The organism is Streptomyces polyrhachis (assembly GCF_042663125.1).
GTDB classification, from domain to species: Bacteria; Actinomycetota; Actinomycetes; order Streptomycetales; family Streptomycetaceae; genus Streptomyces; species Streptomyces polyrhachii.
On the sequence record NZ_JBHSZO010000016.1, the window covers coordinates 26,120 to 47,890 of the forward strand.

The 21,771-nt window shown below is 71.5% G+C and carries 21 protein-coding genes; 4 read left to right on the forward strand and 17 right to left on the reverse strand.

From position 1 onward, the window contains the following. Positions 1 to 2 precede the first annotated feature (2 nt). Positions 3 to 1,535, forward strand: coding sequence for an NAD(P)H-hydrate dehydratase (locus ACFQLX_RS12140; protein ID WP_386414394.1), 1,533 nt, complete (start codon positions 3 to 5; stop codon positions 1,533 to 1,535). A 27-nt stretch (positions 1,536 to 1,562) separates the two neighbouring features. Here ACFQLX_RS12140 and ACFQLX_RS12145 read toward each other — a convergent pair whose 3' ends face one another. Further along, complete coding sequence (locus ACFQLX_RS12145) at positions 1,563 to 2,114, reverse strand: GNAT family N-acetyltransferase (protein ID WP_386414395.1); 552 nt, start codon at positions 2,112 to 2,114, stop codon at positions 1,563 to 1,565. 120 nt (positions 2,115 to 2,234) lie between these two features. Here ACFQLX_RS12145 and coaA point away from each other — a divergent pair, with 120 nt between their 5' ends. The 3 genes from coaA to ACFQLX_RS12160 all read left to right on the forward strand — a co-directional run bounded on the left by coaA (position 2,235) and on the right by ACFQLX_RS12160 (position 6,387). After that, on the forward strand, positions 2,235 to 3,227 hold the full coding sequence (coaA, locus tag ACFQLX_RS12150; protein WP_386414496.1) for a type I pantothenate kinase: 993 nt from the start codon (positions 2,235 to 2,237) through the stop codon (positions 3,225 to 3,227). 60 nt (positions 3,228 to 3,287) lie between these two features. Continuing rightward, the gene (locus tag ACFQLX_RS12155) at positions 3,288 to 4,274 is read left to right on the forward strand and encodes a DUF389 domain-containing protein (RefSeq protein ID WP_386414396.1); all 987 of its coding nucleotides are present in this window, start codon (positions 3,288 to 3,290) and stop codon (positions 4,272 to 4,274) included. Between the two features lie 133 nt (positions 4,275 to 4,407). After that, positions 4,408 to 6,387: a family 20 glycosylhydrolase gene (locus tag ACFQLX_RS12160; RefSeq protein WP_386414397.1), complete on the forward strand. Its 1,980-nt coding sequence runs from the start codon at positions 4,408 to 4,410 to the stop codon at positions 6,385 to 6,387. A gap of 77 nt (positions 6,388 to 6,464) precedes the next feature. Here the strand turns inward: ACFQLX_RS12160 and glmM are convergent, their stop codons facing one another. From glmM to infA, 16 genes are all read right to left on the reverse strand, one after another. After that, positions 6,465 to 7,847, reverse strand: coding sequence for a phosphoglucosamine mutase (gene glmM / locus ACFQLX_RS12165; RefSeq protein ID WP_386414398.1), 1,383 nt, complete (start codon positions 7,845 to 7,847; stop codon positions 6,465 to 6,467). A 148-nt stretch (positions 7,848 to 7,995) separates the two neighbouring features. Next, on the reverse strand, positions 7,996 to 8,493 hold the full coding sequence (gene rpsI, locus ACFQLX_RS12170) for a 30S ribosomal protein S9 (protein WP_386414400.1): 498 nt from the start codon (positions 8,491 to 8,493) through the stop codon (positions 7,996 to 7,998). A gap of 42 nt (positions 8,494 to 8,535) precedes the next feature. Then, positions 8,536 to 8,979 (reverse strand): 50S ribosomal protein L13, encoded by a 444-nt coding sequence (rplM, locus tag ACFQLX_RS12175; RefSeq protein WP_386414401.1) that lies wholly within the window; start codon positions 8,977 to 8,979, stop codon positions 8,536 to 8,538. Positions 8,980 to 9,252: 273 nt separating this feature from the next. Beyond that, the gene (locus ACFQLX_RS12180) at positions 9,253 to 10,872 is read right to left on the reverse strand and encodes an ABC-F family ATP-binding cassette domain-containing protein (RefSeq protein ID WP_386414402.1); all 1,620 of its coding nucleotides are present in this window, start codon (positions 10,870 to 10,872) and stop codon (positions 9,253 to 9,255) included. 58 nt (positions 10,873 to 10,930) lie between these two features. Further along, entirely contained in the window at positions 10,931 to 11,590 is a 660-nt protein-coding gene (locus ACFQLX_RS12185; RefSeq protein ID WP_386414403.1) for an META domain-containing protein, read from the reverse strand. A gap of 396 nt (positions 11,591 to 11,986) precedes the next feature. Continuing rightward, positions 11,987 to 12,355 carry a holo-ACP synthase gene (locus ACFQLX_RS12190; RefSeq protein WP_386414404.1) on the reverse strand — a complete coding sequence of 123 codons (369 nt, stop codon included), beginning with the start codon at positions 12,353 to 12,355 and terminating at the stop codon, positions 11,987 to 11,989. Between the two features lie 67 nt (positions 12,356 to 12,422). Further along, entirely contained in the window at positions 12,423 to 14,183 is a 1,761-nt protein-coding gene (locus ACFQLX_RS12195) for a glycoside hydrolase family 3 protein (protein ID WP_386414405.1), read from the reverse strand. 295 nt (positions 14,184 to 14,478) lie between these two features. Continuing rightward, the gene (locus ACFQLX_RS12200; RefSeq protein WP_386414406.1) at positions 14,479 to 16,188 is read right to left on the reverse strand and encodes a peptidase; all 1,710 of its coding nucleotides are present in this window, start codon (positions 16,186 to 16,188) and stop codon (positions 14,479 to 14,481) included. A gap of 96 nt (positions 16,189 to 16,284) precedes the next feature. Beyond that, positions 16,285 to 17,145, reverse strand: coding sequence for a tRNA pseudouridine(38-40) synthase TruA (truA, locus tag ACFQLX_RS12205; protein WP_386414407.1), 861 nt, complete (start codon positions 17,143 to 17,145; stop codon positions 16,285 to 16,287). Positions 17,146 to 17,250: 105 nt separating this feature from the next. Further along, positions 17,251 to 17,721, reverse strand: a complete 471-nt coding sequence (rplQ, locus tag ACFQLX_RS12210) for a 50S ribosomal protein L17 (protein ID WP_386414408.1) — start codon at positions 17,719 to 17,721, stop codon at positions 17,251 to 17,253. Positions 17,722 to 18,213: 492 nt separating this feature from the next. After that, positions 18,214 to 19,236, reverse strand: a complete 1,023-nt coding sequence (locus ACFQLX_RS12215) for a DNA-directed RNA polymerase subunit alpha (protein WP_386414409.1) — start codon at positions 19,234 to 19,236, stop codon at positions 18,214 to 18,216. Positions 19,237 to 19,456: 220 nt separating this feature from the next. After that, a complete protein-coding gene (gene rpsD / locus ACFQLX_RS12220) occupies positions 19,457 to 20,083 on the reverse strand; it encodes a 30S ribosomal protein S4 (protein ID WP_386414410.1) in 627 nt (208 codons plus the stop codon). 26 nt (positions 20,084 to 20,109) lie between these two features. Next, the gene (gene rpsK / locus ACFQLX_RS12225; protein WP_365404258.1) at positions 20,110 to 20,514 is read right to left on the reverse strand and encodes a 30S ribosomal protein S11; all 405 of its coding nucleotides are present in this window, start codon (positions 20,512 to 20,514) and stop codon (positions 20,110 to 20,112) included. 55 nt (positions 20,515 to 20,569) lie between these two features. Continuing rightward, positions 20,570 to 20,950 carry a 30S ribosomal protein S13 gene (rpsM, locus tag ACFQLX_RS12230; protein WP_386414411.1) on the reverse strand — a complete coding sequence of 127 codons (381 nt, stop codon included), beginning with the start codon at positions 20,948 to 20,950 and terminating at the stop codon, positions 20,570 to 20,572. 257 nt (positions 20,951 to 21,207) lie between these two features. After that, positions 21,208 to 21,321 carry a 50S ribosomal protein L36 gene (rpmJ, locus tag ACFQLX_RS12235; RefSeq protein ID WP_003956441.1) on the reverse strand — a complete coding sequence of 38 codons (114 nt, stop codon included), beginning with the start codon at positions 21,319 to 21,321 and terminating at the stop codon, positions 21,208 to 21,210. 65 nt (positions 21,322 to 21,386) lie between these two features. After that, positions 21,387 to 21,608 (reverse strand): translation initiation factor IF-1, encoded by a 222-nt coding sequence (gene infA, locus ACFQLX_RS12240; RefSeq protein WP_003948620.1) that lies wholly within the window; start codon positions 21,606 to 21,608, stop codon positions 21,387 to 21,389. Between the last annotated feature and the right edge of the window lie 163 nt (positions 21,609 to 21,771).

The following is a 21,771-nucleotide window of genomic DNA, read 5'->3' on the forward strand; positions in this document are numbered from 1 at the left end:
GCATGAGGTTCGCTCACCGCGTCGAGACCGTACGGGCCGCCGAGGCCGCGCTCATGGCCACCCTCCCGGACGGGACGCTGATGGCCCGGGCGGCTGCCGGTCTGGCGGCCTCGTGCGCCCAGCTGCTGGGCGGGCTCTACGGCCGCCGGATCGCGCTGCTGGTGGGCAGCGGCGCCAACGGCGGCGACGCGCTGCTGGCGGGCGCGCGCCTGGTACGGCGCGGGGCGACGGTGAAGGCGCTGCTGCTGGACCCGGACCGCGCGCACCCCGGCGCCCTGGCGGCGCTGCGGCTGGCGGGCGGCTGGATCGTCCCGGCGACGGCGGCGCAGCTGGCGGACGCGGACCTGGTGGTGGACGGGATCACGGGCATCGGCGGCCGGGGCGGCCTGCGCCCGCACGCGGCGGAGCTGGTACGGGCGGTGCGCGCGCCCGTCGTGGCGGTGGACGTACCCAGCGGCGTGGACGCCGACACCGGCGAGGTGGCGGGCGAGGCGGTACGGGCCGCGGCGACGGTGACCTTCGGGACGTACAAGAACGGCCTGCTCATCGACCCGGGCCACGCCTACGCGGGCGCGGTGCGGCTGATCGACATCGGCCTGGGCCCGTACCTCCCCGGCGCGGACCTGGCGGCGCCCCAACACGCGGACGTGGCCCGGCTGCTGCCCCTCCCCACGGCGGCGAGCGACAAGTACGGCCGGGGCGTGGTCGGCGTCGCGGCGGGCTCGGAGCGCTATCCGGGAGCGGCCGTGCTGGCGGTGGGCGGCGCCCTGTGCGGGGGCGCGGGGGCGGTGCGCTACGTGGGCCCGGCGCGGGAGGCGGTGATCGCCCGCTGGCCGGAGGCGCTGGTGCACGCGGGCGCCCCCGGGGACGCGGGCCGCGTGCAGGCGTGGGTCGTGGGCCCCGGACTGGGCGAGGGCGCGGAGGCGGCCGAGACGGTGGCGCAGGTGCTGGCCTCGGACGTTCCGGTCCTGGTGGACGCGGACGGACTGCGCTACCTCACCCCCCACCAGATCGCGGCGCGCACGGCCCCCACCCTGATCACGCCGCACGCGGGCGAGGCGGCCCGCCTGCTGGGCGTGGACCGCGCGCAGGTGGAGGCCCGCCGCCTGTCCGCGCTGCGGAAACTGGCGGCGGCCTACGGGGTCACCGCGCTGCTGAAGGGGAACACCACCCTGGTCTCGGGCACGCCCGCGCGGGTCAACCCGACGGGCACCCCCTGGCTGGCCACGGCGGGCAGCGGCGACGTCCTCTCCGGCCTGACGGGGGCCCTCCTCGCCGCGGGCCTGCCCCCCACGGAGGCGGCGATGACGGGCGCGTACCTGCACGGGCTGGCGGGACGGCGGGCGGCGCAGGGGGGCGGGCCGACAGGCCGGGTCGGCTGGACGGGAGAGGCGCGGGACACGGAGCGGGACGAGGCGGCCGCCGCCCGGCGCCCCTCCGGGGAGGCGTACGTCCCCGGCGCCCCCATCACGGCGATGGACCTGGTCACGGCGCTCGGCCCGGTCTGGCGGGAGGTGTCGGCGAGCGGGCTGTAGCTACGGCCTCACACCGCGGCTACGGCCTCACGCCGCGGCGCCCTTCACCAGCCGCCACACCACATCGACCCCCGACTCCCCCGGCGTCACGTCCGCCCCCCGCTCGACCGGCCCGCGGCTGACCTCCGTGAAGCCGAGCCGGCGCGGCACGGCCTCGCTGGCCAGGTTGGCGGCGTCGTGGTGGATCTCCACCCGGTCCACCCCGGGGAGTTCGAACGCGGCCGCGACCAGGGCCCGTACGGCCCGCGAGACCGCGCCCCGGCCGGTCGCCCCCGGGTGCAGCCAGTAGCCGATCTCCAGGCCGCCCGCCCCGATCTGCCGGTGCAGGCCGCAGCTGCCGGCCACCGCGCCGTCCACCACGATCGCGTAGTTGAACCCCTCCCCGGTGCGCCACTCCTCCTGGCAGCGGGCCAGGAATCCGGCCGTCTGCTCGCGGGAGGCGGTGGCGGCCCAGGGCATCCAGGGGAGCAGCCGGTCGAGGGACTCCTCGACCATCCGGTCCAGTACGTCCAGGTCGTCGGTGTGCCATCGCCGCAGCTCAACGGTCTCGTACAGCAGCTTCTCGGGAGGAGTGTCCATGACATGATGCTGCCCTGCGGAGACGGCCGGAGCAACCGGGTCGCCAAGGGGCCGCACCCACCCCCGCGCGACCCCCCGCACCCCTCCCCGCAGAATGGAGCCGTGACCCCGTCCCCCGGCATGCTCACCCCCCCGCCCTCCGCCCGGCGCAAGGGTGCCGACGCCTCGCCCTATGTCGACCTCACCCGCGCGGAGTGGAGCGCGCTGCGCGAGAAGACGCCGCTGCCGCTCAGCGCCGAGGAGGTGGAGCGGCTGCGCGGGCTGGGGGACGTCATCGACCTGGACGAGGTCCGCGAGGTCTACCTGCCGCTCTCCCGCCTCCTCAACCTCTACGTCGGCGCCACCCACGGCCTGCGCCGCGCCGTCAACACCTTCCTCGGCGACACCCCCGACGGCAGCGGCGCCCCCCAGACGGGGACGCCCTTCGTCATCGGCGTCGCCGGCAGCGTCGCGGTGGGCAAGTCCACCACCGCCCGCCTGCTCCAGGCGCTCCTGGCCCGCTGGCCCGAGCACCCCCGCGTGGAGCTGATCACCACCGACGGCTTCCTGCTGCCCAACGCCGAGCTGGACCGGCGCGGGCTGATGTCCCGCAAGGGCTTCCCCGAGTCCTACGACCGCCGCGCCCTCACCCGCTTCGTCGCGGACGTCAAGGCCGGCAAGGAGGAGGTGCGCGCCCCGGTCTACTCCCACCTGGTCTACGACATCGTCCCCGGCGAGGAGCTGGTCGTGCGCCGCCCCGACATCCTCATCGTCGAGGGGCTCAACGTCCTGCAGCCCGCCCTCCCCGGCAAGGACGGCCGTACCCGCGTCGGCCTCGCCGACTACTTCGACTTCAGCGTCTACGTCGACGCCCGCGCCGAGGACATCGAGCGCTGGTACCTCGACCGCTTCCGCAAGCTGCGCGAGACGGCCTTCCAGAACCCCTTCTCCTACTTCCGCACGTACACCCAGGTCTCCGAGGAGGAGGCCCTGGAGTACGCCCGCCGCATGTGGCGCACGATCAACGAGCCCAACCTGCTGCAGAACGTCGCCCCCACGCGCGGGCGCGCGGCGCTCGTGCTGCGCAAGGGCCCCGACCACAAGGTGCAGCGGCTCTCCCTGCGCAAGCTCTGAACCGTGCGCAGCCTCTGAGCCCCGTGCGGCCCGTACCGCCGCGCCCGCTACCCTCCCCCCATGCTGCATCTGAGGATCTACGTCCCCGCCGGGCGCACCGAGGAGGTGACCGGCCTGATCCACAAGACCGTCGGCACCACCCACCTCGCGGTCCACCCGGGTGCCTCCCTCGACCCGGCGGGCGACATCGTCACCTGTGACGTGGCCCGCGAGGCGGCCGACGAGCTGCTGCACGCGCTGCGCCGGCAGGGATTGTGCGACGAGGGCGGCGTGGACGTCGACGAGGTGGACCTGACGCTCTCCAGGCGCGCGGACCAGGCGGAGGTGGACGCCCCCGGCGAGGGGCGCGACGCCGTGGTCTGGGAGTCGCTGGTGGAGGCGACCCACGAGGAGTCGACACTCTCCCTGACCTATCTCGCCCTGCTCTCCGTCGCCACCCTGCTCGCCGCCTGCGGCGTCATGATCGACAGCGCGATCCTGATCGTCGGCGCCATGGCCGTGGGGCCGGAGTTCGGGCCGATCGCCGGACTGTGCGTGGCGCTGGTGCAGCGCCGGCCCAAGCTGGTCGTCCGTACGCTGGTGGCGCTGCTGGTGGGCTTCGCGGTGGCGATGGCCCTCACCGTCGGCTTCAGCCTGGCCATGGACTCGCTGGGCTACTTCACCAAGGACATGCTGGAGAAGGCGCGGCCCCAGACCGGTTTCATCTGGCAGCCCGACGCCTTCTCCTTCATCGTCGCCCTGCTCGCGGGCGTGGCCGGCACCCTCTCGCTGACCTCGTCGAAGTCCGGTGCGCTGGTCGGGGTGGCGATCTCCGTGACCACCGTCCCGGCCGCCGCCAACGCGGCCATCGCGCTCAGCTACGGCGACGTCGGCCAGGCGCGCGGCTCCACCGAGCAGCTGCTGCTCAACCTGCTGGGCATCGTCATCGCCGCCACGCTGACCCTCCTGGTGCAGAAGGCGTACTGGGCCTTCCACAACACCCGCGGTCCGGCCGCCCGTTCCGTACGGAGGGCGGCCGACGCGCACCTGGGCGGCAAGCGGCTGTAGGACGCGGGCGGTTCGGGCCCGGATAACGGATCGGCAAAACTTCCCCCCGTCCCCCCCGCCCGGCCCGTGGACCCGTCCTCCTCGCCCTGGTAGGTGTGGCCCTTGCCGTGCGCCCGCGACAAGGGAGGCCCCCATGCCCGTGGTCCGTAGATCCTGGTTCGGCGTCACCGCCGCCACCCTGCTCGCCGGGGTCCTCACCGGCCCCACCGCCCGCGCCGCCGAACCCGCCCCCGCGCCCGTCACCGTCCCGGCCGTACGCGCCTGGGAACCGGCCCCCGGCACCTGGGAGTTGACCGGCGGCACCCGCATCGTCCTCGGCGACCCCGCGCTCGCCGACGTCGCCGACCTGCTCGCCGGCGAGCTGGCCGACCAGGAGGGCGTCCGCCCCCGCGTCGCCGCCGGAGAGCCGCACGCCCACGACATCCACCTCACCCTGGGCGCCCCGGCCCCGGGCGGCAGCCCCGAGGGGTACGAGCTGACCCTGGCCGACTCCGCCCGTATCGCCGCCGCGGACCGCCGGGGCGTGCTGTACGGCACGCGCACCCTGCTGCAGGCGCTGCGGACCGGGAAGGCCCCCGGCGTGCTGGCCCGCGGCACCGTGCGCGACTGGCCCACGCACGGCTCGCGCGGCCAGATGCTCGACGTGGGGCGGAAGTTCTTCCCCGTCGACTACCTCAAGCAGCAGATCCGCCAGCTCGCCTGGTACAAGCTCAACACCTTCCACCTGCACCTGACCGACTGGAACGGCTACCGCATCGAGTCCGACCTCCACCCGGAGATCGTCTCCCCCGAGCACTACACCAAGGCCGAGCTGCGCGAACTGGAGCGCTACGCCGCCCGCTACGGCGTGACGATCGTCCCCGAGATCGACCTGCCCGGCCACGCCGCCGCGATCGGCGCCGCCCGCCCGGACCTGGCGTTCACCTGCGCCTCCCTGTCGTACCCGAACAACCACTGGGAGGGCTCCGACACCGGGCACTGGACGCTGGACTACACCAAGCCCGCCATGCGCGACTTCGCCCGCGACCTCATCGGCGAGGTCGCCGACATCTTCGACAGCCCCTACCTGCACCTCGGCACCGACGAGGTCCCGCTCACCCCGGCGCAGCTCGCCTGCCCCGAACTGGTCGCGTACCAGCAGGAGAAGGGCTACCCGCACGTCGGCGACGTGCTGGTGGAGTTCATCGACGAGATGGACGCGGCGGTGCGCGCCAAGGGCAAGACCACGCAGATCTGGCAGTGGTGGGACTACCAGCAGGAGACCAGCATCGACCCGGACCGGCGGATCGTCGTCAACGAGTGGAAGTCCTCCCCCGAGGCCCGTGCCGCCCAGGGCTATCCGGTGATCGGCAGCCAGGACGGCCCGCTGTACGTCTCCCCGGGCTTCGGCGCCGCCCCCGGCAAGTACGGCTTCTTCGACGTTCGCAAGACCTACCGCGACTACCCCTTCGCCACCGGTGGGAACATCCTCGGCTACCGGGTCTCGCGCTGGTCGGACCGCACGCGGTCCCTCGCCCTGGGCTGGGTGGACTACTTCGCCCGCCGCCCGCTGGCCGTGGTGGCGGACCGCACCTGGGCGACCCCGGCCGGCTCGGACGTACGCCCGTTCCTGGACCGCTACGACCAGGTGGGAGACGCCCTGCCGCTGCGCACCCCCGACCCGGAGAGCCCGGAGTCGCAGATCGGCGCGAACCCGGGGATGCTCAGCCAGGCCGGCTGGACGGCCACGGCGAGCAGCCGGGAGACGGGCCCGCCCTCCCACGCCGTCGACAACGACCCGTACACCCACTGGCACAGCGCCTACACGGCGACGCTCCCGCAGCGGCTGACCGTCGACACGGGCACCGTCCAACGCATCGCGGGCGTGCGCTACATGCCGCGCCAGGACGGCGGGATCAACGGCCGGATCAGGGACTACGAGATCCTCGTCTCGACCGACGGCACCCAGTGGCGCACGGTCGCCTCCGGCACCTTCCCGGAGGACCGCACGGAGTTCATCGTGCCCTTCGAGACAACAGGCGCCCGCCACATCGCCCTGCGAGCGCTGAGCGAGCACGGCCCGTCGGGCACCTTCGCCTCGGTGGCGGAACTGGACGCGGTCCGGGCACGCTGAGCCGACACCGCTGCTCGTACGGAAGCCCCCGCCGGTCACCACGACCGGCGGGGGCTTCCGTACGAGCAGCGGCGGTGTCAGCCCAGCGTCGACTTCACCACGTCCGCCAGCCGACCCGCGACCGCGCGGGCCTGGTCGATGTCGGCGGCCTCGACCATGACCCGTACCAGCGGCTCGGTGCCCGAGGGGCGCAGCAGTACGCGGCCGGTGGCGCCCAGCTCGGCCTCGGCCTCGCGGACCGCGTGCTGGAGCTCGGCACAGGTGGCGACGCGGGAGCGGTCCACGTCGGGGACGTTCACCAGGACCTGCGGGAGTCGCTCCATCACGCCCGCCAGCTCGGCCAGCGTACGGCCGGTGGCGGCGACGCGGGCGGCGAGGAGCAGGCCGGTGAGGGTGCCGTCGCCGGTGGTGGCGTGGTCCAGGGCGATGACGTGCCCGGACTGCTCGCCGCCCAGGGCGAAGCCGCCGCGCTTGAGCTCCTCCAGCACGTAGCGGTCGCCGACCGCGGCCTGGATCAGGGTGAGGCCCTCGCGCTCCAGCGCGAGCTTGAAGCCCAGGTTGGACATCACGGTGGCGACGACCGTGTCCTCGCGCAGCGTCCCGGCCTCGCGCATGGCCAGCGCCAGCACGGCGAGGATCTGGTCGCCGTCGACCTCGTTGCCGTCGGCGTCCACCGCCAGGCAGCGGTCCGCGTCGCCGTCGTGGGCGACGCCCAGGTCGGCGCCGTGCTCCAGGACGGCGGCCCTGAGCTTGTCCAGGTGGGTAGAGCCGTAGCCGTCGTTGATGTTCAGGCCGGTGGGGTCGTCGCCGATGGTGACGATCTCGGCACCCGCGGTGGCGAAGGCCGTCGGGGACACGCGGGCGGCGGCACCGTGGGCGCCGTCGATGACGACCTTGAGGCCGTCGAGGCGGTTGGGCAGCACGCCCAGCAGGTGGGCGACGTAGGTGTCGAAGCCCTCCGCGTGGTCCGTGATACGGCCGACGCCGGCGCCGGTGGGGCGCGTCCAGGGCTCGCCGTGCGCGTGGCGGGCGTACACCTCCTCGATGGCGTCCTCCAGCTCGTCGGAGAGCTTGTGGCCGCCGCGGGCGATGAACTTGATGCCGTTGTCGGGCATCGGGTTGTGGCTGGCGGAGAGCATCACGCCCAGGTCGGCGCCGAGCACGGCGGTGAGGTGGGCGACCGCGGGCGTCGGCAGCACGCCGACCCGCAGCACGTCCACACCCGCGCTGGCCAGGCCCGCCACCACGGCGGCCTCCAGGAACTCTCCGGACGCGCGGGGGTCGCGGCCGACGACGGCCTTGGGGCGCGCGCCGGCACCGGCGGAGGACCCTGAGGGTGCCGCCTCCGCGATCCGGGCCAGGACGTGCGCCGCGGCGACCGAGAGGCCGAGCGCGAGCTCGGCGGTCAGGTCCGCGTTGGCGACACCGCGCACGCCGTCCGTTCCGAAGAGTCGTGCCACTGGTGTTCCTCCGATGATCGGTCTTCGACGGCGGGCATGCGGGTGCCGTCGAAGAGATGAATACCTTTCGACCATACGCGAACGCCCCGCCGGCACCCAGGAGTGCCGGCGGGGCGTTCGTCGTACGAACTCGTACAGCGGCGTCAGATCAACGCTTGCTGTACTGCGTGCCCTTACGGGCCTTCTTCAGACCGGCCTTCTTCCGCTCGACCGCGCGGTCGTCACGGGTCAGGAAGCCGGCCTTCTTGAGGGCGCCGCGGTTGTTGTCCACGTCGGCCTCGTTGAGCGCACGGGCCACACCGAGGCGCAGCGCGCCGGCCTGGCCGGAGATGCCGCCGCCGCTGATGCGGGCGAAGACGTCGTAGCGGTCGTCCAGCTCGAGCACCTTGAAGGGCTCGTTGACCTCCTGCTGGTGGACCTTGTTCGGGAAGTAGGTCTCCAGGGTGCGACCGTTGATCTTCCACTTGCCGGTGCCGGGGACGATACGCACGCGGGCGATCGCCTCCTTGCGACGGCCGGTGCCGGCGCCCGGAAGCGCCTCACCGAAGCGGCCCGCGAGGGACTCGCTGGTGTATTCCTGGGTCTCCGGAGTCTCGGTCGTGTACTCCTCGACCTCGATGATCTCCTCGGCGGTGGTCTCAGCCACGATTCTCCTCAGATTCTTTTCTTCTTAGGGGGGTGGCCGGACTTACTGCGCGACCTGGGTGATCTCGAACGGCACCGGCTGCTGGGCAGCGTGGGGGTGCTCGGCACCGCGGTAGACCTTCAGCTTCGAGATCATCTGACGGCCCAGGGTGTTCTTGGGGAGCATGCCCTTGACGGCCTTCTCGATGGCCTTCTCGGGGTTGTCCGTCAGCAGGTCCTCATAGCGGACGGAACGCAGGCCACCCGGGTAACCGGAGTGGCGGTAGGCGAGCTTCTGGGTCCGCTTGTTGCCGGAGAGGTGCACCTTCTCGGCATTGATGATGATGACGAAGTCACCAGCGTCAATGTGAGGCGCGTACACCGGCTTGTGCTTACCCCGCAGAAGCGTGGCGGCCTGGGTGGCCAGGCGGCCGAGGACGACGTCCTCGGCGTCGATGACGTGCCACTGGCGCTGGACGTCGCCGGGCTTGGGGCTGTACGTACGCACGGTCGTAGCCTTCACTTCTTCAATGAGTGGGTCCTGACAAGGCCACCGGCGAAGGCCTCCACTGGCGGCGGACGGGGACGCAACCCGTATTCGCGGCCGTGCGGCTCAGCGCTGGTGTCCGGTGTAAGGGCCCCTCACGTGAGAATGAGCAAGCCAATACACACAACGAACTGGCAGGATACCGGCTCAGTCAGCCACGGGTCAAAACGCGGCGGACCGACCGGCCCGGACCGACCCCGCGGCCCAGGCGCCCCACCGGTTTCGCGGCCCCTCTCACCTCGCCCGCGCGACCCGCTTCTCGTCCCAGACCGCCTCGGACACCTCCCGCACCCGCCCGTCGGCGCCGAAGACGAGGAAGCGGTCGAAGGTCTTCGCGAACCAGCGGTCGTGGGTCACGGCGAGCACCGTCCCCTCGTACGCCTCCAGCCCCTCCTGCAGCGCCTCCGCGGACTCCAGGTCGAGGTTGTCGGTGGGCTCGTCCAGCAGCAGCGCGGTGGTGCCGGACAGCTCCAGCAGCAGGATCTGCAGCCGCGCCTGCTGCCCGCCCGACAGCTTCTCGAAGCGCTGCTCGGCCTGCCCGGTCAGCTCGTAGCGGCGCAGCGCGGACATCGCCGCGCCCCGGTCCCTGGCGTGCTCGGTCCACAGGATGTCCAGCAGCGTGCGCCCCTCCAGCTCGGGATGGGCGTGGGTCTGCGCGAAGTGCCCCGGTACGACCCGCGCGCCGAGCTTCCACGTCCCCGTGTGCGCCACGTCACCGCCGGCCAGCAGCCGCAGGAAGTGGGACTTGCCGGAGCCGTTGGAGCCCAGCACCGCGACCCGCTCCCCGTAGAAGACCTCCAGCGAGAAGGGCTGCATCAGCCCGCTCAGCTCCAGATTCTCGCAGGTCACAGCCCTGATCCCGGTACGGCCGCCGCGCAGCCGCATCGTGATGTCCTGCTCGCGCGGGGGCGCCTGCGGCGGTCCGGCCTCCTCGAACTTCCGCAGCCGGGTGCGGGCGGCCTGCAGCCGGGAGGCGAGGTCGGAGTTGAAGGCGGCCTTCTGCTTGTACATGGCGACCAGCCGCTTGAGCTTGGCGTGCTCCTCGTCCCAGCGCCGCCGCAGCTCCTCGAAGCGCTCGAAGCGCTCCTTGCGGGCCGCGTGGTACGTACCGAAGCCGCCACCGTGCAGCCACACGTCCGAGCCGGCCGCCCCCGGCTCCACACTGACGATCTTCTCGGCGCTGCGCGACAGCAGCTCGCGGTCGTGGGAGACGAACAGGACGGTCTTGGCCGTCGCCCGCAGCTGCTCCTCCAGCCAGCGCTTGCCGGGGACGTCGAGGTAGTTGTCCGGCTCGTCCAGCAGCAGCACCTCGTCAGTGCCCCGCAGCAGCGCCTCCAGCACCAGCCGCTTCTGCTCGCCGCCGGACAGGGTGCGCACCTCGCGGAACTGGGCCCGCTCGTACGGGACGCCCAGCGCGGCCATCGTGCACTTGTCCCAGAGGATCTCCGCCTCGTACCCCCGCACCTCGGCCCAGTCGCTCAAAGCCTGGGCGTAGGCGAGCTGGGCGGCCTCGTCATCCACGGTCATCACCGCGTGCTCAGCCGCGTCCACGGCCTCAGCGGCCGTCCTCAACCGCGGCTGGGACACAGAGACCAGCAGGTCACGCACGGTGCGCTCATCCCGCACCGACCCGACGAACTGCGGCATCACGCCCAGCCCCCCGCTGACACCCACCGTGCCCCCGTGCGGCTGCAACTCCCCCGCCAGCAACCGCAGCAGGGTCGTCTTGCCCGCCCCATTAGCGCCGACCAGCGCATAGGAGGCACCCTCCCCCACCCGGAAGGAGACGTCGCCCAGCAAAGGGCGCCCGTCGGGAAGGTAGTACTCGAGATGCGCGGCTTCCAGATGACCCATACCGCGATTCTCGCCCCACCGACGCCCTACTGGCGACGGCTTTTCCCACCACGCCCGCTCACGGCCGCGCGGTGAACTCCATCGTGGTGCCGTCCTCCCCCCGCAGGACGAGCGTCCCCGCCCGCCGATCGACGACCCGCCCCCTGCCGTGCAGCACGGCGAGCAGCCGCTTCTCGTACGCACCGGTGTCCGCGTCGCAGCCCACGAGGGTCACCAGCAGGTCGCCGTAGTCGATGGGCCCCGTATCGTGCACCCGCGCCGGCCCACCGAAACCGTTGCAGCCGGTACGCCCCTCAACACGCCCACCCCCGGTAAAGCGGATCCACAACCCCCCACGCGGCGGCTGCTCGACGGCATGCCACTTCGTACCGACCAGGGGCGGCCCCAGGTCGTACCGCAGCCGCACCACGGCGCCGTCAGCACCAGTGAGAGTGAGACGCTCAGGACCAACCTCAGCGACAACTCCACCGGTCAGCGCCTTGTACAGCGCACCCTCCAGCTCCCCCAACGCACCGCTGCACAGCATCATGGTGGCCGTCCACTGCTTGAACTCGACCCGCGCACCGCGCACTTCCACCGCACTGCCCATGCGGTTGCAGACCCGCATCCCAGCGCGCCCATCCTTGATCTCGAAGGTGACGACCTTCCCCTCGGGCACCCGATGCACGAACCCCCCGCGCACCACGACCTCCTCCACCAGCCACGGCGTCCCCTCCAACGGAAGAGCGGATTTCGCATCCCCACCCGCACCGCCCTCCCCCCGGGAAGAGCCACGGGGATCCGTACGAGAGGAAGCATCCCCACCGGACGACGACCCACCAGCCGCACAGGAAACAAGAAGCACAACCGCAGACAGGATCACGCTGACGGAATAACGACTCATGCCGCTTGGACGCCCGAACCCCCCACCGGGTTCCGGCAAACGACAAGCACCCGGATCGCACCAGGAACCCACCCGCCCAAGGGAGGGGCCCGGAGCGACGACTCCGAAAAGACCCTCCGCAACGCAGGCCCCCGACAGAGCAGCAAATCGACCGATGGCAAGTACATCCCTATGGCTTTTCGGAGTTGTCGCGGAGAGGCCCCGCCCCCCAACGCGAAGAAGCCCGCGCCCTCACCCCTCCGCAATAACCACCGCGGACGCAACCCCCGCATCATGACTAAGACTCACATGCCACCGCCGAACCCCCAACACCCCAGCCCGCGCAGCCACAGTCCCCCGCACCATCAGCAACGGCCGCCCACCCGCATCCACCCCCACCTCAGCGTCATGCCACAGCAACCCCCCCGCCGCCCCCAACGCCTTCGCCGCAGCCTCCTTCGCAGCGAACCGCGCAGCCAACGAGGCCACACCCCGAGGCGACCCATCAGGAAGCACCCGCTCAGCAGGAACGAAGAGCCGCCCGGCCAACGCGGGAGTACGCACCAACGCCTCCCCGAACCGCTCGATCTCCGCCACATCGATCCCGACCCCGATGATCACGCGGGATCCCCTCTCGTACGACCACGACCGACCGAACCCCCGCAGCACCCCCGCAGCCTACGACCGCTCAGTAGGGCCGCAGCCCGTACCCCACCGGCAGCACCCCGCCCCCGCCGAGCGGCCACGTCACCGGCAGCCGCCCCCCGTAGCCCGCGCCGAAGAGCGCGTCCGTCAGCCCCGCGCCCTCCGTACCCGGCAGCCACGCGGCCACGAAGGCGTCGGCCCGCGCCAGCTCCTGCCCGATCTCCAGCGGCCGCCCGGAGTACAGCAGAGCCACGCACTTCTCCGCCCGCGAGCAGACCTCACGCAGCTCACGCGCGTTCTCCTCACCGAGCGCCAGGTCGGACACGTCCCCGTGCCCCTCGGCGTACGGCGCCTCACCGCCCACCCAGATCGCCACATCACCCCGCCCCGAACCGGCCACCTCGATACCCGTCCCCCGCACCGCCGCCTCCAGCGCCTGCCGGAAGGTCGTGCCCTCGGTGTGCCGCCCGAGCTGCCCCTGCCAGCGGTAGGACCACCCGCCGAGCTGGCGCCCCAGATCGTCGGCGCCGTTGCCCCCGACGACGATGCGGTAGCGCCCCCGCCGCGGCAGCGGCAGCACGCCGTCGTTCTTCAGCAGCACCTGCGAGGCACGAACGGCCTCCCGCGCGACCGCCCGATGCCGCGCGGAGCCGACCTCCGCCGTCAGCCGGCGATCACCGTAGGGATGCCGGAAGAGGTCCATCCGCTCCTTCACCAGCAGGATCCGCCGGGCCGCGTCCTCGACCCGCGCCCGCGGAATCCGCCCCTGCTCGACGCCCGCGACGATGGCGCCGACCGTCCCCCGGTAGTCGTCCGGCACCATGATCATGTCGATGCCGGCGTTCACCGCGCTCTCCACCTGCGCCGCGAAGCCGTCACCGGGCAGCTGCTGGATCGCCGCGTAGTCGCTGACCACGAAGCCCCCGAAGCCCAGCTCCTCCTTCAGCACCCCGGTGACCAGCCGCCGCTCCCCGTGCACCTTGGCGCCGCGCACACTGCTGTACGTCGCCATCACGGAGCCGACCCCGGCGTCCACCGCCCGCGCGAAGGGCGGCAGATGGACCGCGCGCAGCTCGGCGTCGCCGACGCGGGTGTCGCCCTGGTCGAGCAGATAGCCCCGGGCGGCGTTGCCCGTACCGAAGGCGGTGCCGCCGTCGCCGACGAAGTGCTTGGCGGTGGCGAGCACCGAGTGCGGACCGAGCCGATGCCCCTGGAGCCCGTGCACCGCCGCCGCGCCCAGCGGGCCGACGATGGCGGGCGTCTCCCCGTACCCCTCGTACGTACGCCCCCAGCGCGGATCGCGCGGCACGCAGACGCAGGGGCTGAACGCCCAGCGCATCCCGGCGCCCAGCACCTCGTCGCGGGTGACGCGCTCCGCCCGCCGGACGAGCGCGGCGTCGCGGGTGGCGCCCATGCCGATGTGGTGCGGGAAGAGCACCGCGCCCTGCACGTTGCCCAGCCCGTGCACCGCGTCCACCCCGTACAGCAGCGGAACGCCCAGCCGGCTGCGCATCGCGGCGCGCTGGTAGCCCTCGACCATCCGGGCCCACTGCGCGGCGCTCCCGCCCGTGGACCCGCCCGGGCCGCCGCGCTCGCCGCCGCTGAGCATGGCGCCGATGCCGTAACGGGCAAGGTCGGCGGGGTCCTTGAGGTGGATGTTCTGCACCTGCGTCAACTGCCCGGCCAACTCGGCCAGGGTCATCCGCTCCAGGCACTCCGCGGCGCTCATGCAGCGCCGGCCGTCCTCGTCCGCGGCCCGCGACTGCGGCGCCCCGGCCGCGCCCGCCACCGCGCACAGGGCCATCACCCCGCCCAGCCAGGAGGCGGCCCTTCCCCAAGCTCTCCGAGCAGGGGATACCCCATCCCAAGCTCTCCGAGCAGGAGATACCCCACGCCCCGCCCGCCCGGACGCCTTCCCGCCCCACCGCCCAGCCATGCGCGCCACCCACGCCTCCTTCGCCAACCACCGGACCCGCGACCGGCGGACAAGGGGGCCATTCGACCACCGGAGTTACCGCACCCCGGCACGACACAACCGGCCTGCCCCCGTTCGGGGGCAGGCCGGTTGTGTGTCCGACGCCGTCAGCCGGCGCCCACGGTCAGGCGGCCGCGCCCCCGCCGCTCTGCCGGCGCCGGCGCATGGCCACGTACAGCACGGCCCCGAGGCCGACCGCGGCCACGGCGGACCCTCCGATCAGCACGACACCGTCGGCGCCGGTGGACGCGAGGTCCCCGTCGTCCCCGGCGGACCCGCCGGCGGACTGCGCGGTGCCACCCCCGGTGGAGGAGCCGCCGTCGCCGCCGCCGGTGGTCGAGCCACCGCCGTCCGTACCCCCGTCACCGGAACCGCCGGTGGAGGAGCCGCCGGTGCCGTTGAGCACAAGAGCGGCGGAGTTGTTCTGGCGCGCGTTGTCGAAGTCGTGCGGCTTCGGGGTGTCGCCCGGCTGCCAGACCCCGACGGTGAGCTTGCCGGTCGCGTTCTCGACGACGTCCTGGATCTCCAGCTCGAAGGGGTAGGAGAAGACCTGGTCCTCCAGGATCACCGAGCCCGTGGTGCACACGTAGCGGGGAGCACCGGGCTGCTTGCCGTCCTCCAGCCAGCCGCCGTCCTTCTTCGTGGCGACGCAGCCCCGGGCCACCTTGGTCACCTTGGCGCCCCGCGGGACGAGGAACTCGTACTGCGCCACCGACTCACCGGAGCGGATGTAGCCGATCCAGGCCGGCCCGCGGTTCTGCCAGCCCAGGTCGACGGTCACCTTCGCACCCTTGCCGCCCTTCGCCGCGACGCCCTTGGCGGCGAGGTCGGCGTGGTTGGCGACCTGGAAGGCGGTCTCCGCCATGTTGTTCCACGGGTCGAGGTCCGCGCTGCGCGTGCCGGCGCTCCTGCGGATGCCGAGGGTACGACCGTCGCCGGCCGAGAAGGACAGGCCGCCGCGTGCCTTGGCCCGCGCCTCGGCGGTGTCCGCGCTCACCTGGAACAGGAACTCGTCGTTCCAGGCGTGCCCGGCCAGCTTCAGCCGCTCGGCGGGGTCGGCCTGCCAGACCTCACCGGCCGCGACGGTCTCGTCGATCGCGCAGATCACGACCGAACCGGGACCGGCGAACTGGCTCTCGGAGGTGGAGTACTCGCAGTTCTCGTACCGGTCCACGAACTCCACACCGTGGGTGGCGCGCATGGTCAGCAGCACCCCGTCCACCGGCTGGCTGCCCGCGTTGGCGAACACGAGCGGGGCCTGGTAGACGTCACCCGGCTTGACCTTGCCGGGGGCCGGCAGCGGCTTGGCGACCAGGTCGGGGCCGCCGATCGAGACCTTCGCGGTGTACTCGTCGACGGTCGTGTACGGGTCGTCGACGCTGTCGCGGATACCGGCGGTCACCTTCACCGTGCCGCTCGCGCCGTCGGCGGCGCCCTGCGCGCCGGCCAGCCGGAGCCGGGCGACCTCGTTGCGCCCCTCCCACGTGCCCCAGTCCTCGCAGGTGACGACCGCGCCCGCGGCCTCGCACCCGCTGCCGAGCCCGTCGATGCCGTTCTTCCAGTCGGCGACACCCGCCAGCCCGCTGAGGTCGACGGTGTACTGGACCTGCGAGTCCGTATTGGCCGCGGCGTCCACCCAGACGTCGAAGTCGGAGAACTGGCGCTCCCCGCTCGCCGGATACGGGTAGAGGGCGGCCTCGGCCGGGTTGCTCCCCAGCGTCAGCTCCACCCCCTCGGCATGGGCGGGAGCAGCCAGGCCGAGCAGGGCCAGGCCGGCAGCGCCCAGACCGGCGGCCGTACGCCGCAGGGCGGTGCGCGGGAAACGAGACGTCATAGGTCAACCCGGGGAGGAGAAGTGACGGAAGTCGCCCCTGTGCCAGCAGGCACCCCTAAGACCGGCAAGCCCTTACCGGAGTTGCACATTCCACCGTTACGAACCGATAACGCCCCGGCACGGCAGCGTCCGCAGGTTCCGCGCCTCCGTGTTGCGCGCGGCCAGCGCCCCGTCCGCCGGGTAGCCGACCTCCTCCAGCGTCAGCCCGTGCGGCCGTACGACCTGCACCGACGAATCCCGCACCCCCGCCGCCAGCACCTCGGCCGCCCACTCGGGCTTCCGGTGCCCGTCGCCGACGAAGAGCATCGTGCCGACCAGCGCGCGCACCATGTTGTGGCAGAAGGCGTCCGCCCGCACGGTCGCCTCCAGGACGCCGTCCGCGCGCCGCTCCCAGCGCAGCTCCTGCAGGGTGCGGATCGTCGTCGCACCCTCGCGGCGCTTGCAGAAGGCCGCGAAGTCGTGCTCGCCGAGCAGCAGCCGCGCCGTCTCGTTCATCGCGTCCAGGTCCAACGGCCAGTTGTGCCACAGGACATGGTTGCGCAGCAGGGGGTCCACGCCGCCCGGGTTGTCGCTGACGCGGTAGGCGTAGCGCCGCCACACGGCGGAGAAGCGGGCGTTGAAGTGCGCGGGCGCCTCAGCGACCCGCCACACCCGGATGTCCTGCGGCAGCCGCCCCGCGAGCCGCCGCAGCAGCAGCGGCCCGTGCTCGGCCCACAGCTCCGCGGGCAGGTCGACGTGCGCCACCTGCCCGCGCGCGTGCACCCCGGCGTCCGTACGCCCGGCGACGGTCAGATCGAACGGCCCCGGCTGGCGCGTCACCACCGCCAGAGCCGTCTCCAGCTCCTCCTGTACGGTGCGCTGCCCGCGCTTCTGCTTCGCCCAGCCGGAGAACTCCGTGCCGTCGTAGGACAGGTCCAGCCGCACCCGGACGAAACCGGGCTCCACCTCATCGCTCACGCGTCCGATCCTCTCACCGGCCCGCCACTCGGGCGTCCCCGTACAAACGAAGCGGGCCCGCCCCCGAACGGGAGCGGACCCACCTCAGTGAAACTGCGCGACGACTCAGGCTTCCTTCGTCGTCTCGACCGTGTCGGCAGCCTCGGTCACGACCTCGGCGTCCTTCGCGGTGCGCTTGGTCGCCGCCTCGGCCTCACCGACAGCCTCCTGCTGCACGGTCAGGGCCTCGACCAGCTCGATGATCGCGATGGGCGCGTTGTCGCCGCGGCGGTTACCGATCTTGGTGATCCGGGTGTAGCCACCCGGGCGGTTCTCGTAGCGCGGGCCGATCTCGGTGAAGAGCGTGTGCACGATGCTCTTGTCCGTGATCTCCTGCATGACCAGGCGACGGCTGTGCAGGTCGCCCTTCTTCGCCTTGGTGACGAGCTTCTCGGCGTAGGGGCGCAGACGGCGGGCCTTGGCCTCCGTCGTACGGATCCGGCCGTGCTCGAAGAGCGCGGTGGCCAGGTTGCGCAGCATCAGCCGCTCGTGCGCGGCGCTGCCGCCGAGACGAGCACCCTTGGTGGGCCTAGGCATGGTGTTCCTCAATTCTCCGCACCGGCCGTATCAGGTACCGGAACGGGCCCTGCGGAGATCCTTCTGACCTCCGTCGCGGACCCCAGGGCCAATCACCCTGAGGAAGACGCCCGACCCGAAGGCCGACCATCACCGGAGCGTGCGAACACACCCCGAAGTCCAATTATGCCCCCCGAAACCATCCCCCCGACCGGGCCGAAAGTCCCACCCCCAGCCCACCCGGCACCCGAGACCAAGACGCGAAAGCACCACCCCCAGCCCGCCTGGCGGAGCCGATCAGCGCGAAAGCACCCCATCCAGCCCACCCGGCGGAGCCGACCAGCGCGAAAGCACCACCTACAGCCCGTCCGGCGTTTGAGGACGAGGCGCGCAGCGCCGATACAGCCCGGCCGGCGTTTGAGGCCAGAGCTGCGAAGCAGCGATCCGGGGGCCCGGGGGCGAAGCCCCCGCAGCGGTACGCAACCACCACGGGGACCCGCCACCGAAGGTGACTCAGTACTGCTCGGTCTCCACGAACCCCGCGTCACCGTCATCGTCCGCACCGAACGCGTCCGCCGCCGCCGTCGGATCAAACCCGGGAGGGCTGTCCTTGAGCGCCAGCCCCATCCCCGCCAGCTTCGCCTTGACCTCGTCGATCGACTTGGCCCCGAAGTTGCGGATGTCGAGCAGATCGGCCTCGGAGCGGGCAACCAGCTCACCCACGGAGTGAATGCCCTCACGCTTGAGGCAGTTGTACGACCGAACGGTGAGCTCCAGCTCCTCGATCGGCAGCGCCAGATCCGCGGCCAGCGCGGCGTCCGTCGGCGACGGACCCATGTCGATGCCCTCGGCGTCGATGTTCAGCTCGCGCGCGAGACCGAACAGCTCGACCAGCGTCTTACCGGCGGACGCCATCGCATCCCGCGGCCGCATGGCCTCCTTGGTCTCGACGTCGACGATCAGCTTGTCGAAGTCGGTGCGCTGCTCGACACGCGTGGCCTCGACCTTGTACGTGACCTTCAGCACCGGCGAGTAGATGGAGTCGACCGGGATCCGGCCGATCTCCTGGCCCGCCTGCTTGTTCTGCACGGCGGAGACGTAGCCGCGACCGCGCTCGACGGTCAGCTCCATCTCCAGCTTGCCCTTGCCGTTCAGCGTGGCCAGGACCAGGTCCGGGTTGTGGACCTCGACACCGGCCGGCGGGGCGATGTCCGCGGCGGTGACGACGCCGGGACCCTGCTTGCGCAGGTACATCACCACGGGCTCGTCGTGCTCCGAGGAGACGACCAGCTGCTTGATGTTCAGGATGAGGTCGGTGACGTCCTCCTTGACGCCCGGCACGGTGGTGAACTCGTGCAGGACACCGTCGATACGGATGGACGTGACCGCCGCACCCGGAATCGAGGAGAGGAGGGTCCGACGCAGGGAGTTGCCGAGGGTGTAGCCGAAGCCCGGCTCCAGCGGCTCGATGACGAACCGGGAGCGGTACTCCTCGACGACCTCTTCGGTCAGGGAGGGACGCTGAGCGATCAGCATGAGGTTGTTGCCTCCAGTCTTCGGCGTCCACTATTTGACGCCGAGGCGGATGGACCGACGTCCACTATTTGACGACGGCACGTACCCAGGGTAGGCCCCCCGTCCCGTACGGGACACGGAATCCGGCCACCCGGGGCCAACGACGGCGGGCGCCCCGCGCCACGAGCCCCGTACGGGACCCGGACGCGGGACGCCCCCAGCCGCAAAAAGCCGGCGAACCCTACTTGGAGTAGAGCTCGACGATGAGCTGCTCCTGGACCTGAGTGTCGATGACCGGACGCTCGGGCATGGAGTGCACCAGGACGCGCAGCGACGACGGAATGGACTCGAGCCACGCCGGCACCGTCTTGTCGCCGGCCTCGGCCTGCGCCACCTGGAAGGGGACGAGGTTACGGGCCGACTCGCGGACCTGGATGATGTCGTTCACGGCGACGCGGGCCGACGGGATGTCGGTCTTGACGCCGTTGACGGTGAAGTGCCCGTGACGGACCAGCTGACGGGCGTGGTCGCGGGACTTGGCGAAGCCGGCCCGGTAGACCACGTTGTCGAGGCGGGTCTCGAGGATGCGGAGCAGGTTCTCGCCGGTCTTGCCGGACTTCCTGTTCGCCTCCTCGTAGTAGTTACGGAACTGCTTCTCAAGGACACCGTAGATACGCGCGCACTTCTGCTTCTCGCGCATCTGCAGCAGGTACTCGGAGTCCTTGGTGCGCCCGCGACCGTGCTCACCCGGGGGGTAAGGACGGATCTCGATCGGGCACTTCGCGCTCTCGCACTTAGCTCCCTTGAGGAAGAGCTTCTGCTTCTCCCGACGGCATCGCTTGCAGTCGGCCCCGGTATAACGCGCCATTGTCTTTGTTCTCCTACTTCAGATCGTCAGACGCGGCGGCGCTTGGGCGGGCGGCATCCGTTGTGCGGGGTGGGGGTGACGTCCTGGATCGAACCCACCTCGAGGCCGGTGGCCTGGAGGGAGCGGATCGCGGTCTCACGGCCGGAGCCGGGACCCTTGACGAAGACGTCCACCTTGCGCATGCCGTGCTCCTGAGCGCGACGAGCAGCGGACTCCGCGGCCATCTGGGCGGCGAACGGGGTCGACTTGCGCGAGCCCTTGAAGCCGACGTGGCCGGCAGAGGCCCAGCTGATCACGTTGCCCGAGGGGTCGGTGATCGAGATGATCGTGTTGTTGAACGTGCTCTTGATGTGAGCGTGCCCGTGGGCGACGTTCTTCTTCTCCTTGCGGCGCACCTTCTTGGCGCCAGCAGTACGGCCCTTCGGAGGCATTCAATATCTCCCGTGGAGGTGGTCGGTCCTACAGCGAGCAAGACCGCTGCGAGGACTACTTCTTGCCCGGCTTCTTCTTGCCGGCAATGGCGCGACGCGGGCCCTTGCGGGTGCGGGCGTTGGTGGAGGTGCGCTGACCGCGGACGGGCAGGCCACGACGGTGGCGCAGGCCCTGGTAGCAGCCGATCTCGACCTTGCGGCGGATGTTCGCCTGGATCTCGCGACGGAGGTCACCCTCGGTCTCGATGTTGCCGTCCACGTAGTCGCGGATCTTGACGAGCTGTTCCTCGGTCAGATCGCGGACACGGGTGTTGGGGTCGATGCCGGTCTCGGCGAGCGTACGCTGCGCGAGCGTACGACCGATACCGAACACGTAGGTGAGAGCGACCTCGACGCGCTTTTCGCGCGGGAGGTCAACGCCTTCGAGGCGTGCCATGAATCTGGCTCCTGTGTTCTAGTCGGAGGTCTGACGCAGTGCCGTTCCCGTAGGTGTGCGCCCCCGTGGATCCCGGATGCCTCCGAGAAGGGGAGCGGCAGGTCTTACGAGCCGGGTCCCCGGCCTCCGCGCCGGGGGTGTCGTCCCACACAGGTGGTGCTGTGGGGGTCGGGTCACTGCGTTTCTGTCGTTTTCGCGTGTGCGTCGCGCGAAGCGGTGTTCGCGGAAAGACGTGCGAAGAGTGCGGTCGGTGCGCGTCAGCCCTGGCGCTGCTTGTGGCGCAGGTTGTCGCAGATGACCATGACCCGGCCGTGGCGGCGGATCACCTTGCACTTGTCGCAGATCTTCTTGACGCTCGGCTTGACCTTCATCGGTTCGGAGGTCCTCCGGGTCAGTGCCCTCCCACTCCACGGGAGCGGAGCGTGAGGAGCAGGATCTACTTGTAGCGGTAGACGATCCGCCCGCGCGTCAGGTCGTACGGAGAAAGCTCCACCACGACCCGGTCGTCGGGAAGGATACGGATGTAGTGCATCCGCATCTTGCCGCTGATGTGCGCGAGGACCTGGTGTCCGTTCTGAAGCTCCACCTTGAACATGGCGTTCGGCAGAGACTCGACGACGGTGCCCTCGATCTCGATGGCCCCTTGTTTTTTGGCCATACTTGAGTGCTACACCTTCCGGATTGACTACCTGGAGTGGTCCGAGAGCGCATGAGGGCGCACAAGGACCGACGAGTCAGTCTACGCGACACACCCACAAAAAACGAAATCAGGATTCTCCCCCACGATCCCCCACCCCACACCTCCACCCCCGAAGCCGATC

Excerpts from the sequence above, each read along its gene's own strand:
- ACFQLX_RS12140 (WP_386414394.1), top strand. The coding sequence starts at position 3 with ATGAGGTTCGCTCACCGCGTCGAGACCGTACGGGCCGCCGAGGCCGCG.
- ACFQLX_RS12145 (WP_386414395.1), bottom strand. The coding sequence starts at position 2,114 with ATGGACACTCCTCCCGAGAAGCTGCTGTACGAGACCGTTGAGCTGCGG.
- coaA (WP_386414496.1), top strand. The coding sequence starts at position 2,235 with ATGCTCACCCCCCCGCCCTCCGCCCGGCGCAAGGGTGCCGACGCCTCG.
- ACFQLX_RS12155 (WP_386414396.1), top strand. The coding sequence starts at position 3,288 with ATGCTGCATCTGAGGATCTACGTCCCCGCCGGGCGCACCGAGGAGGTG.
- ACFQLX_RS12160 (WP_386414397.1), top strand. The coding sequence starts at position 4,408 with ATGCCCGTGGTCCGTAGATCCTGGTTCGGCGTCACCGCCGCCACCCTG.
- ACFQLX_RS12180 (WP_386414402.1), bottom strand. The coding sequence starts at position 10,872 with ATGGGTCATCTGGAAGCCGCGCATCTCGAGTACTACCTTCCCGACGGG.
- ACFQLX_RS12195 (WP_386414405.1), bottom strand. The coding sequence starts at position 14,183 with ATGGCCCTGTGCGCGGTGGCGGGCGCGGCCGGGGCGCCGCAGTCGCGG.
- ACFQLX_RS12200 (WP_386414406.1), bottom strand. The coding sequence starts at position 16,188 with ATGACGTCTCGTTTCCCGCGCACCGCCCTGCGGCGTACGGCCGCCGGT.
- rplQ (WP_386414408.1), bottom strand. The coding sequence starts at position 17,721 with ATGCCTAGGCCCACCAAGGGTGCTCGTCTCGGCGGCAGCGCCGCGCAC.
- ACFQLX_RS12215 (WP_386414409.1), bottom strand. The coding sequence starts at position 19,236 with ATGCTGATCGCTCAGCGTCCCTCCCTGACCGAAGAGGTCGTCGAGGAG.
- rpsD (WP_386414410.1), bottom strand. The coding sequence starts at position 20,083 with ATGGCGCGTTATACCGGGGCCGACTGCAAGCGATGCCGTCGGGAGAAG.
- rpsK (WP_365404258.1), bottom strand. The coding sequence starts at position 20,514 with ATGCCTCCGAAGGGCCGTACTGCTGGCGCCAAGAAGGTGCGCCGCAAG.
- rpsM (WP_386414411.1), bottom strand. The coding sequence starts at position 20,950 with ATGGCACGCCTCGAAGGCGTTGACCTCCCGCGCGAAAAGCGCGTCGAG.
- rpmJ (WP_003956441.1), bottom strand. The coding sequence starts at position 21,321 with ATGAAGGTCAAGCCGAGCGTCAAGAAGATCTGCGACAAGTGCAAGGTG.
- infA (WP_003948620.1), bottom strand. The coding sequence starts at position 21,608 with ATGGCCAAAAAACAAGGGGCCATCGAGATCGAGGGCACCGTCGTCGAG.